A 12543-nucleotide genomic window follows, 5' to 3' on the forward strand; every position below is an offset into this window, starting at 1 on the left:
AATCTTCTTACATGGGCTTTGTGCAGGAAGAATCAGGACAGTTTTTTCAGTGGATAAATCCGGTGTTCTTGTTTGATCAGTGGATTTTTTTCTTGAGAGTTTTCGGAATATTCGCTGTAGGCATTTGCCTCGGTATTAATCCCGCACCGTTAACCACACAGGACGGACAGGCCCGTGCGAAGCGGTTTCTGGCTGCATCGTGGAGCATGCCCGGGCATTGAGAACGTGCGAACCTTTGCCCAATGTTTTACCTAAGCAGCTTACAAGCTTCAACACCCGACTTGGCGAAGCCAATTCTCTGCGTAGATGCAACGCTTATACTGTGCAGTCACCGTGGATCCCATTACTGGCGCAACATTGAAACTGTCTTGATGACTTGAGCCAATCTGTACGACGGGGCGAATCAGGCCATTCAGAGTTTCCATGAAGTGATGCAGATCAAAACCATCATGTGCGCCATGCAACGATCATGGCTGCATACCGTGTATGGCGAGCCGGTCATCGTAGTAGACGAATGTTTCAACAGGGAGTGAAGACATGGAACACGCACCTTGCATCAGTCAGATTGCCGCGCTGCTGGCGGATCCCAAGCGCAGTGCGATGATGTGGGCATTGATGGACGGGACCTCGCGGGCGGCCGACGAGTTGGCGCTGCTGGCAGGCTTGTCGACCTCCTCGGCGGGTGCGCACCTGGCGCGGCTGGCGTCCGGCGGATTGCTCCGGCAGGAAGTGCGCGGACGAAAGCGGTTTTTCAGACTGGCCGCGCCGGAAGTCGGCGCAGCCGTACAGGCGTTGGCCAGTGCTTCGATGATCAGCGCCGAGGTCGTCAATCGGAGCGTCGCGCAACCGTTACCTCCGTTGCCCTTACGCCGCGCGAGCGTGTGCGCCGATCATCTCGGCGGAGAACTGGGGACAGAGTTGTACCAGCGCATGCTGGGGGCGGGCTGGATCGAACAGTCCGATCAGCGCCTGGAGGTGACGAACGTCGGGATTTCACGGTTTGCCGAACGCGGCATCTTCGTGCCGGCACTGGCTCACAGGCAGCGGGAAACCGTTTGTGCCTGCGCCGATTGCAACGAGGTCAACCCGCACTTGGGCGGTGCCTTGGGCGCCGGATTGCTTCAGCTGTTCATGCAGTTGGGCTGGTTGCGGGCGACGGAGGAGGCTTGCACTCTTCAGGTGTCGTCCAACGGGCAGCGTGAAATCAACAAGATTGCGGCGGCGGCGTGATGAATGTCTGGCGAGAAACGCGCAGTGTCACGGCTTGCCGCGGTGGCGATGTTGACGTCGCACCGCTGGCAAACCGCATGGCTGCGGAAGACGTTTCTTGAGATCAGGGCTTGATCAAACGCGCATCCAGGCTGTTCTGGGCCAGGCGTTTCGCCTGATCTTGAGTCATGCCGAGATGCTCGTGCAGCGCCTGGAAGTTTTCAGTCACGTACCCGCCGAAATAGGCCGGGTCATCAGAATTCACCGTGACCTTCACCCCACGCTCGAGCATGTCGAGGATGTTGTGCTGGCTCATGTGGTCGAACACGCAGAGTTTGGTGTTTGACAACGGGCAGACCGTGAGCGGGATTTGCTCGTCGATGATGCGTTGCATCAAGCGTTCGTCCTCGATCGCGCGCACGCCATGGTCGATACGCTGGATTTTCAGCAAATCCAGTGCTTCCCAGATGTACTCGGGCGGGCCTTCTTCGCCAGCGTGGGCCACGGTCAGGAAGCCTTCGTTGCGAGCACGATCGAATACGCGCTGAAACTTGCTCGGCGGGTGACCCATTTCAGAGCTGTCCAGACCGACCGCGACAAAGGCATCACGGTACGGCAAGGCCATGTCGAGGGTTTTTTCTGCCTCTTCTTCGCTGAGGTGTCGCAGGAAACTGAGGATCAGGCCGCTGCCGACGCCCAGCTGCTCCTTGCCGTCCTTCAACGCCCCGGCGATGCCGTTCAGCACGACCTCAAACGCAATGCCGCGATCGGTGTGGGTCTGCGGGTCGAAGAATGGCTCGGTGTGGATGACGTTCTGAGCCTTACAGCGTTGCAAGTAGGCCCAAGTCAGGTCGTAGAAATCCTGCTCGGTGCGTAGCACGTCCGCGCCCTGGTAATACAGGTCGAGAAACTCCTGCAGGTTGTTGAACGCGTACGCCTTGCGCAGGGTGTCGACGTCATTCCAGGGCAGGGCAATCTTGTTGCGTTCAGCCAGGGCGAACAGCAGTTCAGGCTCAAGCGAGCCCTCCAGATGCAGGTGTAATTCAGCCTTGGGCAGGGCATTCAACCAGTCGTACATGTGCTTTTCTCATCAGGTGCAATGGTGGGCATTCTACAGAGTTGAGCGCGTCGGCTGGGTGAAAACCTGACCGGACGGTTCAGACTTTTGCGTCCTGCTCCCTTCTGTAGGCATAGGTGTCGGCGAAACGTGACAGCAGAAACTCAGCGCATGTGGTCGGCGGGTAGAGCGGTGGATGGTGCTGGTCGGTGCAGCCCGGCAGGCATTCAACGCGAGTATCGGGGTGCGGTTCGGCGAAGAACGGCATCGAATAGCGATCGACGCCCAGCGGGCTGATAACCCGGTGCGGCGTCGACACGTACTGATCATTGCTCCAGCGCGCCATCATGTCGCCCAGATTGACCACGAAGGTGCCCTCGATGGGCGGCGCATCGACCCACTCACCGCGAACATCACGCACCTGAAGACCGCCGGCAACGTCCTGGTAAAGCAAGGTGATGCAGCCGTAGTCGGTGTGAGCGCCAGCGCCTTGTTGCTGTTCGCTGGTGGCGGTGTGGCGGGGCGGGTAGTGGATCATCCTCAACACGCTGACCGGTTGCTCGAAACGTTGATCGAAGAAGTTGCGCTCGATGCCCAACGCCGGCGTCATGGCCCTTAGCAGCGTCAGGGCCAATGCCTGCATGTCTCGGTAATGCTGTTCCATGAGTGACTGCCAACCCGGCAGATCCGGGTGACGGTTAGGTCCGCGCAACGCCTTGCCGGCCAGCACGTCAGGATGATCGGCCGGCAAGTGAAGGCCCATGTCGAAGGTTTCCTTCAGATCGCTGGGCAGGTCGGGGTCCAGTTGCTCGGTGGCAATCGCCCCATAGCCACGATGATGCTGGCTTTGGGTGATGTCGATTTTCAGCTTCTCGCTCAGAGGCTGAGCGAAAAATCGCTGAGCGCTGCCGATCACCTGGTCGATACGCTCGGTGCTGATCGGGTGGCCCTTGATGTAGAAGAAACCGCATTCACGGCACGCTGCATCAATGCGCTGGGCAACCTCGTGCCAGGCCTGATCGTCTTGAGCGTAGAGCGGGGAAATGTCGATGACGGGAAGCGGGTTCATGTGTACTCCGTTTAGGCAGCTATCACTCACTGTAGGAGCGCGTTTGCCCGCGATGAGGTGTGTCAGGTCCGGATGTGTTGACTGACAGAACGCAATCGCGGGAAAGCGCGCTCCTACAGATGTCTGAGACCAGGGATTGCCCTACTTCGGCAACTCCGCTTTCACCCCTTCCACGTAATAGTTCATCGACGCGAGTTCCGCATTGGTTGCGACGCTGCCTTCAGGGATTTTCACTGCGCCGCTCTGATCCTTGATCGGGCCGGTGAAAGGATGGAACGCGCCGCTCTCGATATCGGCGATGATCTTCTGCGCTTCGCCTTTCACGTCGGCGGGCACCAGGTCGCTGATCGGCAGTTCCACCGTGCCCTCTTTCAAACCACCCCAGTAATCCTGAGATTTCCAGGTGCCGTCGATGACCGATTGCGTGGCCTGAATGTAATGCGGGCCCCAATTATTGACGATGGAGGTCAGCACGGCCTTCGGACCGAAATGCGCCATGTCCGAGGCGTATCCCACGGCGTACACGCCACGACGCTCTGCGGCCTGAATCGGGGCCGGGCTGTCGGTGTGCTGGAAGATCACGTCCGCGCCCTGATCGATCAGCGCGTTGGCGGCGTCCGCTTCCTTGCCCGGATCGAACCAGGAGTTGACCCACACCACTTTGATTTCGGTGCCCGGGTTGTATTTATTCAGCGCCAGTTGAATCGCGTTGATGTCGCGCAAGACCTCTGGAATCGGGAACGAGGCGACATAACCGATTTTTTTGGTTTTGGTCATCTTCGCGGCGAGGAAACCACCCACATAACGCCCTTCGTAGGTGCGGGCCAGGTACGTGCCCATGTTCTTGTCCTGCTTGTAGCCCGTCGCGTGTTCGAAGGTCACTTTGGGAAATTGCTTGGCGACCTTCAGCGTCGGGTTCATGTAGCCGAACGAGGTGGTGAACACCAGGTCGTAACCACTCTTGGCCATGTTGCGGATGACGCGCTCTGCATCCGCGCCTTCCGGTACGTTCTCGACAAAACTGGTGGTCACTTTGTCGCCCAGTGCCTTGGCCATCGCCTGGCGGCCCTGCTCATGCTGATAGGTCCAGCCGTGGTCGCCAATCGGCCCGATGTACACGAATCCGACTTTCAACGGATCTGCCGCAACGGCCAGCAGACTGGAACTGAGGCCAACGACAGCGGCCATGGCGCACAGCAGTTTTTTCAGCGGACGACGTGAGTGAAGGGTGGAAAGCATGCAGGTCGAGCTCCTTTGGTCTTGTAGGCCGGGCCGTCTGGGCAGGGCGTCGGACTCAATGCAAAAAGCTGACCAATAAGACAGGTCTGGGTGCGTGGCGGGATTCGACGAGATCTCAGGATCGGTGGCGTCGCTCGTGTGTTCGCCGACAGTGCGTACAACGAGCTGGACGCTACGAACCGGTGCAACAGGTCAACACTCTGTGGGAGTGAATTCATTCGCGAGGGGGCCTTACAGCCGATGCATATTTATCGGCTGAAATATCTTCGCGAATGAATTCGCTCCCACAAAACACGGCTGCTTCAGGCCTGTCTTGAAACCTTTATTTACAACCAACACTCTCAACCGCTTGAGCAGTTAAACCTTCATGGACGTGCGGCCTGGGTCGCAGAGGCGAAAAGGCAGCGATGGGCACGATACTCAAGCAAGAAAAGTTTCTTCTGTTGGCGGTGATTGCGACCTGCTTCGCGTACCCGTTCGAGCATCAATTACTGGGGCACGGCAACACCGTGGCGCTGATCGCGGGCATTGCGCTAGTGGGGTTCATCGTCTGCGCCTCCATGCGTGTGGCGCACCACGCCGAATTGCTCGCGGAAAAAGTCGGCGATCCCTACGGCACGATGATCCTGACCCTGTCAGCAGTGCTGGTAGAGGTGGTCATCCTGGCGATCATGATGAGCAACGAGCCGTCACCGACGCTGGTGCGCGACACGATTTACTCGGCCGTCATGCTCGACATCAACGGAATTCTCGGGCTGGCCGCTTTGATGGGGGGGCTTAAGCACGGCGAGCAGTCCTACAACGACGATTCGGCACGTTCCTACAGCGTGATGATCCTGACGGCGATGGCCGTATCGATGGTCGTGCCCGAATTCATTCCGGAGTCGAAATGGAAGGTCTATTCGGCATTCACCATTGGCGCGATGATCCTGCTCTACGGCTTGTTTTTGCGCATGCAGGTGGGGCCGCACAGTTATTTCTTCAGTTACAGCTATCCCGACAAGAAACGCCGCAAGGAACAGCCTGAGCAGCCAAGCGAACCGGTAAACCTGCCGCGGTCCATCGGCACGCTGGTCTTCGGCGTGGTGATCATCGGTGCGTTGGCCGAGGTCATGTCGAAGACGGTCGATCTGGGCCTGGAAGGCAGTGGCGCGCCGCCGGTGATGACCGCAATTCTGGTTGCGGCGATTTCCGCCGCGCCCGAGATTCTCACGGCGTTGCGAGCTGCCTTGGCAAACCGCATGCAGTCGGTGGTCAACGTTGCGTTGGGTGCGTCCTTGTCGACGGTGATTCTGACGGTGCCTGTAATGGAGGCGATGGCGTTGTACACGGGCCAGCCGTTCCAGATGGCGATGACACCGGTGCAGACCGTGATGATCTTCGTCACGCTGCTGGTCAGCGCCATCAACCTGAATGACGGCGAGACCAACGCCATCGAAGGCATGACTCACTTCGTGTTGTTCGCGACGTTCGTCATGCTGTCGTTGCTGGGACTGTGACGGCTTTGCTTCTGGCAGCAGGCCAGAAGCTGGTTGTACTGTCAGCCGCTGATCAACTCCGCCGCCGCCTGGCGGTGGTCTGCAATCAGGCCTTTCAGGTCCAGCCCCTCGACCTGACCGTCAATCACGCGCCACTGGCCGCCGATCATCACGCGATCCGCCCGATCCGCCCCGCACAACAACAGCGCGGAGAGCGGATCATGGCTGCCTGAGAAACGCAGTTCGTCCAGTTTGAAGAGCGCAAGGTCGGCCTGTTTCCCCACGGCGAGTTCACCGATGTCGCTGCGGCCCAGCAATCTCGCCGAGCCTTTGCTCGCCCAGCCCAACGCCAGTTCCGGGGTGATCTTTTCCGCGCCGTAACGCAAACGCTGCAGGTACAGCGCCTGCTTGGCTTCCAGCATCATGTTCGAAGCGTCGTTGGAGGCTGAGCCGTCCACACCCAATCCGATCGGCGCACCGGCCGCGATCAGGTCCAGTGTCGGACAGATACCCGACGCCAGGCGCATGTTCGAACTTGGGCAGTGACAGATTCCAGTCCCGGCTTCGCCCAGTCGCGCGATCTCCTGCTCGTTGAAATGAATGCCGTGGGCCAGCCAGGTACGGGGGCCGAGCCACCCGACGCTGTCCAGATAATCCACGGTACGCAGGCCGAAGCGTTGCAGGCAGAACTCCTCTTCATCCAGCGTTTCCGCCAGATGCGTGTGCAGACGAACATCAAGCTTTTCGGCCAGCACTGCGCTTTCGGACATGATTTCAGTGGTGACCGAAAACGGCGAGCAGGGCGCCAGCGCAATCTGGATCTGCGCCCCGTCCCCGCGCTCGTGATACGTGTCGATCAGCCGTTGGCTGTCTTCCAGAATCACCTGTCCTTGCTGCACGGTCTGTTGCGGCGGCAAGCCACCGTCGGCTTCGCCCAGACTCATGGAGCCGCGGGTCAGCATCGCGCGCATGCCCAGTTCGCGGACGCTCTGCACCTGGATGTCGATCGCGTTTTCCAGGCCGTCCGGGAACAGATAGTGGTGATCAGCCGCGGTGGTGCAGCCCGACAACAGCAATTCGGTCAGTGCGACTTTGCTGGCCAGCGCCAGTTTTTCCGGGGTGAGGCGTGCCCAGACCGGGTACAGCGTCTTCAGCCACGGAAACAACGGCTGATTGACGACAGGTGCCCAGGCACGGGTCAGGGTTTGATAGAAGTGGTGGTGAGTATTGATCAGGCCCGGCAGCAGCACGTGTTCACGGGCATCGAACGTCTGATCGCACGGTGCCGAAGGCGATTGGCCGGTCGCGAGCATTTCGACGATTACACCGTTTTCCACCACCAGCCCGCCTCGGGCATCGAGATCGTTGGCGGTAAACACAGCAAGGGGATTTTTCAACCAGATACGGATCGCGGGCATTGGCCGGCTCCTCTGAAAGTGGGTTCAGGTCGCCAGCTCAGTGTTGCCCTGTCTGCTGATCCAGGGTCGCCGCGACTTCGAATGAGCCGCGAGGCGAGGGGGCGGAGTGTAGTGGGGAGTTGACCTGTAGATCAAGTATTGGGATTTACCTTGTGGCCAGCGGCTGGACGCGCTTTTTTTGACCGCCGCAGGGCTGTAGCAGACGTCGGAGGTGACGACGGCAGCGAATACGGCAGGTAGGTCAATGCGTATACACCTGACCCAACGCAGTCGCCAGCAAGCCGACGCCTCCGACTCAAAGCGTTACCAGGGAATGGTCTCTCCCTTGTAGTTCACGAAGTGATGTCCACCTTCCCCGGCAAATCGCTCAAGCTGCTCGACCAACCCGCGGACACTGGTGTCCACGTCGATGTCGGCGCCCTCGCCACCCATGGCGGTACGAACCCAGCCCGGGTGCATCGAAAGCACGGTCGGTTTGTTGTCGCCCAGTTGAGTGACGAAGGTATTGGTCATCGAGTTCAGTGCTGCCTTGCTGGCCTTGTACAACGCCATTTCCGGCGCGTCGGGCATCGTGACGCTGCCGAGCACCGAGCTCATGAACGCAATGATGCCGGTGTTCGGACGAATCTGATCGACGAAGCGCTTGGCCAGACGAATAGGGGCGACCGCGTTGGTCAGGAACAATTGGCCCAACTCACCGGCGGTGGCATCGGTAGGATTTTCATGTTTGGGACCCATGACGCCAGCGTTGACGAACAACACGTCGTACACCTGACCCTTGAGGTTATGCGTGAGCACTTCCAGCGACGATTGCTCGTCCATGTCCAGCGTCTGAATGTGCACGCCGGGCAGGGCTTTCAATGCGTCGGCGCTGTGCGGATCACGAACTGTCGCGGTGACCTCCCAGCCTTGCTCGGTCAGGCGTTTGACCAGGCCGAGACCCAAACCTCGGGAAGCGCCGATGATCAATGCAGTTTTGTTGGCAGGCATGAAGTTAACTCCTTGGAAAACGAAACGAAGCGGCATCAGGAGAGTTGACCGCGGCGGGCTCCAGGAATTTGGTTTTCCGGCGCAACGGTCACACTCTCGCCTGACTCAGTGCCCCGACTGCCAAGGCTGTCCCAAGGACACCGGTGCATACAGTCGGGTGCGCAGTGCATTGCGCGACAGTAACACCAGCACCACGATCGTCGCGACATACGGCAGCATTGCCAGCAGGTTCGAAGGGATCGCCAGGCCGATGCCCTGGGCGACCAAGTACAGGATGCTGGCGAAACCGAACAGATAGGCGCCCAACAAGACCCGTGCAACGCGCCAACTGGCGAACACCACCAGCGCCAGGGCAATCCAGCCGCGACCTGCGCTCATGTTTTCCGCCCACATCGGCGTGTAGGCCAGCGACAGATAAGCACCGGCAAGCCCAGCCATGGCGCCGCCGAACAACACCGCCAAGGTGCGAACGAGCAGCACGGGCAGGCCCATCGCACTGGCTGCGTCAGGGTTTTCGCCCACCGCTTGAATAATCAAACCCGCACGGCTTTTCAGAAGCGTCCAGGCCACCAGGGCGAACAGGGCGAAGGACAGGTAAACCAGAATGTCCTGTGCAAAAAGCATCCGCCCGATCAGCGGAATATCACTCAAGTAAGGCACTGCGAGAGGCTCGAACCCCGACAGCGGTTTGCCGACCCAGGCGGCGCCGACGAAACTGGAAAGCCCGACGCCGAAGATCGTCAGTGCCAGCCCGGTCGCGACCTGATTGGCGTTGAACACCAGCGCCACCAAGGCGAAAAGCGACGAAAGCAGCATGCCCGCGAGGATCGCCAGCAAGACGCCTAGCCACAGACTGCCCGTGCTGAGCGCAACGATGAAACCGATCACCGCACCGAACAGCATCATGCCTTCCTGACCCAGGTTGAGAACGCCGCTCTTCTCACACACCAGCTCACCCAGCGCCACGAGCAACAGCGGCGTGCCGCAACGTACCGTGGCAAAAAAGATATTACTCAGCAGATCGATGTCCATCACACGGCTCCCGGCACAGCGGCCATCTGGCGGCGGGCCCAGCGCAGCGTGAGACGTGGGCGGTAGAGAATCAGCACATCACAAGCCAGCAGGAAAAACAGCATCATGCCTTGAAACAACTGTGTGATGGCTTGCGGCAAATTAAGGGTCATCTGCGCACTTTCGCCGCCCAGATACAGCAACGCCATCAACAGGCTGGAAAACAGAATCCCGAGCGGATTGAGTCGGCCGAGAAAGGCCACGGTGATCGCGGCGTAGCCGTACCCCGGTGATACCTGAGGCACCAATTGACCGATGGGGCCGGTCACCTCGCAGACACCTGCCAACCCCGCCAGTCCGCCACTGATCAATAACGCCAGCCAGACCAACCGCTTCTCGCGAAAGCCGACGAACCCGGCGGCGCGTTTGTCCAGGCCAAGAACCTTGATCTGGAAGCCTACAAAGCTGCGTTGCAGCAACACCCAGACCGCGACCAGTGCGAGCAGGGCGAAATACACCCCGGCGTGTACGCGACCGTCTTCGGTCAGCAGCGGCAGACGACTGGCATCGCCAAACATGGCGGACTCAGGGAAATTCATGCCCGCCGGATCTTTCAGCGGGCCATGGACGAAATACAGTAGCAGGTTCAGCGCAATGTAATTGAGCATGATGCTGGTGAGGATTTCGTTGGCGTTGAACTGCGTGCGCAACCAAGCCGTCAGACCAGCCCATGCGGCACCCGCAATGATGCCGATTAGCAGAATGGGCACCAGCACCCAGCGGCTGTCAATATCGATCACATTGACCGCCACGGCGCTGCCCGCCAGCGCGCCGATCAGCAATTGACCTTCGGCGCCGATGTTCCAGATCCGCGCTTGGTACGCCACGGCCAGACCCAGCGCGCACAGCAGGATCGGCAGGGTCTTGACCATCAGTTCGGACACCCCGTAGAGGTCGCTGACCGGTGCGATCAACAAGGTGTGCAGGGTCAGCAACGGATCGAGTCCGAGCGCGATGAACAGCAACGATCCCGAAGCCAGTGTCAGCATGGCCGCCAGCAAAGGCGAAAACCACAACATGGCGCGTGACTCATGGCCGCGCGGTTCCAGTGAAAGCAGCATCGGAGCCTCCTTTAAATGTGCGACGCGGAGTCGGGTTGACGTAAGTGATCGGTGTCGAATTGCCCGGCCATCCAGCCGCCGATCTGCACCTGTGTGGTTTGCGGCGTAGGCAACAGCGCCGACAGGCGGCCGCCCGACAATGCCCCGACCCGATCGCTGATCTGAAACAACTCGTCGAGGTCTTCGGAGATCACCACAATGGCCGCGCCAGCGTCGCGCAATGCAATCAACGCGCGATGAATCGCTGCCGCCGCGCCCACATCCACGCCCCAGGTCGGGTGTGCAGCGACAAGCAGTTTCGGGTTCTGCAGGATTTCGCGGCCCAGAATGAATTTCTGCAGATTGCCGCCCGACAGGCTTCGGGCGGCTGTGCGCGCGTCCGGTGTTTTCACCGCAAAGCGCTGAATGATGGTGTGAGCCAAGGCCTCAACCTTGCCGCGCTGGATGAGCCCCTTGCTCACAAGCCCCTGCTGAAAAGCGGTCAACAGCGCGTTATCCGCCAGGCTCATTTCCGGCACAGCGCCATGGCCCAGGCGTTCGGCGGGCACGAAGGCCAGGCCTTGTCGGCGCCGAGCGTCCGGGCGCAGATGAGCAACGCCTTGCTCGCCAAGCCGGATGCGCTGCGCTTCAGCCCGGGTCAATGTTTGCTCACCGCTCAGCAGCGCGAGTAACTCATCCTGACCATTGCCGGCGACCCCCGCGATACCAACGATCTCCCCGCTGCGCACTTCCAGGTCAACCTCGATCAGCGAGCAGCCAAACGGATCCGGGTTGTGCCACGACAGCTTTTCCACCTGGAGAAAAGGCGTGTTACCTGTGGCTTTCGGATACTGCGCGACCAGACCTTCCGCATCACCGACCATCAACTGCGCCAGTTGCAGATCGCTGCATTCAGCGGGCACGCAATGCCCCGACACTTTGCCGCCGCGCAACACCGTCGCGCTGTGGCACAACGCGCGCACCTCGCCCAGCTTGTGGCTGATGAAAAGAATGCTGCAGCCTTCTTCCGCCAGCCGCCGAAGCGTGACAAACAGATCTTCGGCTTCTTGCGGCGTCAGCACCGATGTCGGCTCATCGAGAATCAGCAAGCGAATGTCTTGCATCAGGCAACGGATGATTTCGACTTTTTGCCGCTCACCGATAGACAGGCTGTGCACCAGCCGTTGAGGCTCGACGGCCATGCCATAACGTTGCGAAACCTCGCGAATCTTCGGTTCCAGTTGTTTCGGCGTGCCGGCCGCGGCGCCCATCGCCAAGGCGATGTTCTGCGCAACGGTTAGCGTTTCGAATAGCGAAAAATGCTGGAACACCATCCCGATGCCGAGCGCCCGGGCTTGAGCAGGGTTGCGCATGGAAAGTGGCTGTCCTTGCCAGATCACCTGCCCGGCATCGGGCTGGACCACACCGTAGATGATTTTCATCAAGGTGCTTTTGCCTGCGCCATTTTCGCCGAGCAGCGCGTGAATTTCGCCGGGCTGGATGGTCAGGTCGATGGCATCGTTGGCAAGACACCCTGGATATTGCTTGGTGATGTGGCGCAGTTGCAGGCGCGGTGGAGTCGTTGAATGAGGCATGACGGGCTCGATGACAAAGGATCGCTACTGCACTTAGCAATTTCTTGGCCAGCTGGTCAGGTTTTTGCGCGTTACTGACGGGTTGATGCCTTGATCGACTCCGAACCCCAATGTGATAGGGCTGACAGCCATTCATCCCCGCGACCTCGTCACCGTCAGCATCCCCTGCCTCTGTTGAAAAATGAACCATAAAGGACACATGAGCACCATGACTGGGCGCCCTGTTTTGCTGGCGAGTCAATCTGGTTCAAATAATTTGTATGAAAAATGACCAGTTGATGGCGAGCACGATATCCCCTGCGCTGTGGACAGCGTTGCACCTGTTATCCACAGGTTGCTCCACAGTTAATGTGCGCAATCGAGAATCCCCGGCATAA

At 59.6% G+C, this 12543-nt stretch carries 10 protein-coding genes; 2 read left to right on the forward strand and 8 right to left on the reverse strand.

From position 1 onward, the window contains the following. The first annotated feature begins 537 nt into the window (after positions 1 to 537). Positions 538 to 1230 (forward strand): ArsR/SmtB family transcription factor, encoded by a 693-nt coding sequence (locus ABDX87_RS18235; RefSeq protein ID WP_346829138.1) that lies wholly within the window; start codon positions 538 to 540, stop codon positions 1228 to 1230. Positions 1231 to 1333: 103 nt separating this feature from the next. Here ABDX87_RS18235 and ABDX87_RS18240 read toward each other — a convergent pair whose 3' ends face one another. The 3 genes from ABDX87_RS18240 to ABDX87_RS18250 all read right to left on the reverse strand — a co-directional run bounded on the left by ABDX87_RS18240 (position 1334) and on the right by ABDX87_RS18250 (position 4574). Then, positions 1334 to 2287: an adenosine deaminase gene (locus tag ABDX87_RS18240; RefSeq protein WP_346829139.1), complete on the reverse strand. Its 954-nt coding sequence runs from the start codon at positions 2285 to 2287 to the stop codon at positions 1334 to 1336. Positions 2288 to 2366: 79 nt separating this feature from the next. Beyond that, positions 2367 to 3335, reverse strand: coding sequence for a 2-oxoglutarate and iron-dependent oxygenase domain-containing protein (locus tag ABDX87_RS18245; protein ID WP_346829140.1), 969 nt, complete (start codon positions 3333 to 3335; stop codon positions 2367 to 2369). Between the two features lie 141 nt (positions 3336 to 3476). Beyond that, positions 3477 to 4574: a BMP family ABC transporter substrate-binding protein gene (locus ABDX87_RS18250; protein ID WP_346829141.1), complete on the reverse strand. Its 1098-nt coding sequence runs from the start codon at positions 4572 to 4574 to the stop codon at positions 3477 to 3479. Between the two features lie 407 nt (positions 4575 to 4981). Here ABDX87_RS18250 and ABDX87_RS18255 point away from each other — a divergent pair, with 407 nt between their 5' ends. Beyond that, complete coding sequence (locus tag ABDX87_RS18255; RefSeq protein WP_346829142.1) at positions 4982 to 6073, forward strand: calcium:proton antiporter; 1092 nt, start codon at positions 4982 to 4984, stop codon at positions 6071 to 6073. A 41-nt stretch (positions 6074 to 6114) separates the two neighbouring features. Here the strand turns inward: ABDX87_RS18255 and ABDX87_RS18260 are convergent, their stop codons facing one another. The 5 genes from ABDX87_RS18260 to ABDX87_RS18280 all read right to left on the reverse strand — a co-directional run bounded on the left by ABDX87_RS18260 (position 6115) and on the right by ABDX87_RS18280 (position 12166). Then, on the reverse strand, positions 6115 to 7470 hold the full coding sequence (locus ABDX87_RS18260; protein ID WP_346829143.1) for an 8-oxoguanine deaminase: 1356 nt from the start codon (positions 7468 to 7470) through the stop codon (positions 6115 to 6117). A gap of 303 nt (positions 7471 to 7773) precedes the next feature. Then, positions 7774 to 8460 carry an SDR family oxidoreductase gene (locus tag ABDX87_RS18265; RefSeq protein WP_346829144.1) on the reverse strand — a complete coding sequence of 229 codons (687 nt, stop codon included), beginning with the start codon at positions 8458 to 8460 and terminating at the stop codon, positions 7774 to 7776. A gap of 105 nt (positions 8461 to 8565) precedes the next feature. Then, a complete protein-coding gene (locus ABDX87_RS18270; RefSeq protein WP_346829145.1) occupies positions 8566 to 9492 on the reverse strand; it encodes an ABC transporter permease in 927 nt (308 codons plus the stop codon). Further along, positions 9492 to 10592 (reverse strand): ABC transporter permease, encoded by a 1101-nt coding sequence (locus tag ABDX87_RS18275; protein ID WP_346829146.1) that lies wholly within the window; start codon positions 10590 to 10592, stop codon positions 9492 to 9494. Before ABDX87_RS18275 ends, ABDX87_RS18270 begins: the two co-directional genes overlap by 1 nt. 11 nt (positions 10593 to 10603) lie before the next feature. Then, a complete protein-coding gene (locus ABDX87_RS18280) occupies positions 10604 to 12166 on the reverse strand; it encodes an ABC transporter ATP-binding protein (RefSeq protein WP_346829147.1) in 1563 nt (520 codons plus the stop codon). Positions 12167 to 12543: the final 377 nt, after the last annotated feature.

The organism is Pseudomonas abietaniphila (genome assembly GCF_039697315.1).
Taxonomy (GTDB): domain Bacteria; phylum Pseudomonadota; class Gammaproteobacteria; order Pseudomonadales; family Pseudomonadaceae; genus Aquipseudomonas; species Aquipseudomonas abietaniphila_B.

Excerpts from the sequence above, each read along its gene's own strand:
- ABDX87_RS18235 (WP_346829138.1), top strand. The coding sequence starts at position 538 with ATGGAACACGCACCTTGCATCAGTCAGATTGCCGCGCTGCTGGCGGAT.
- ABDX87_RS18240 (WP_346829139.1), bottom strand. The coding sequence starts at position 2,287 with ATGTACGACTGGTTGAATGCCCTGCCCAAGGCTGAATTACACCTGCAT.
- ABDX87_RS18245 (WP_346829140.1), bottom strand. The coding sequence starts at position 3,335 with ATGAACCCGCTTCCCGTCATCGACATTTCCCCGCTCTACGCTCAAGAC.
- ABDX87_RS18250 (WP_346829141.1), bottom strand. The coding sequence starts at position 4,574 with ATGCTTTCCACCCTTCACTCACGTCGTCCGCTGAAAAAACTGCTGTGC.
- ABDX87_RS18255 (WP_346829142.1), top strand. The coding sequence starts at position 4,982 with ATGGGCACGATACTCAAGCAAGAAAAGTTTCTTCTGTTGGCGGTGATT.
- ABDX87_RS18260 (WP_346829143.1), bottom strand. The coding sequence starts at position 7,470 with ATGCCCGCGATCCGTATCTGGTTGAAAAATCCCCTTGCTGTGTTTACC.
- ABDX87_RS18265 (WP_346829144.1), bottom strand. The coding sequence starts at position 8,460 with ATGCCTGCCAACAAAACTGCATTGATCATCGGCGCTTCCCGAGGTTTG.
- ABDX87_RS18270 (WP_346829145.1), bottom strand. The coding sequence starts at position 9,492 with ATGGACATCGATCTGCTGAGTAATATCTTTTTTGCCACGGTACGTTGC.
- ABDX87_RS18275 (WP_346829146.1), bottom strand. The coding sequence starts at position 10,592 with ATGCTGCTTTCACTGGAACCGCGCGGCCATGAGTCACGCGCCATGTTG.
- ABDX87_RS18280 (WP_346829147.1), bottom strand. The coding sequence starts at position 12,166 with ATGCCTCATTCAACGACTCCACCGCGCCTGCAACTGCGCCACATCACC.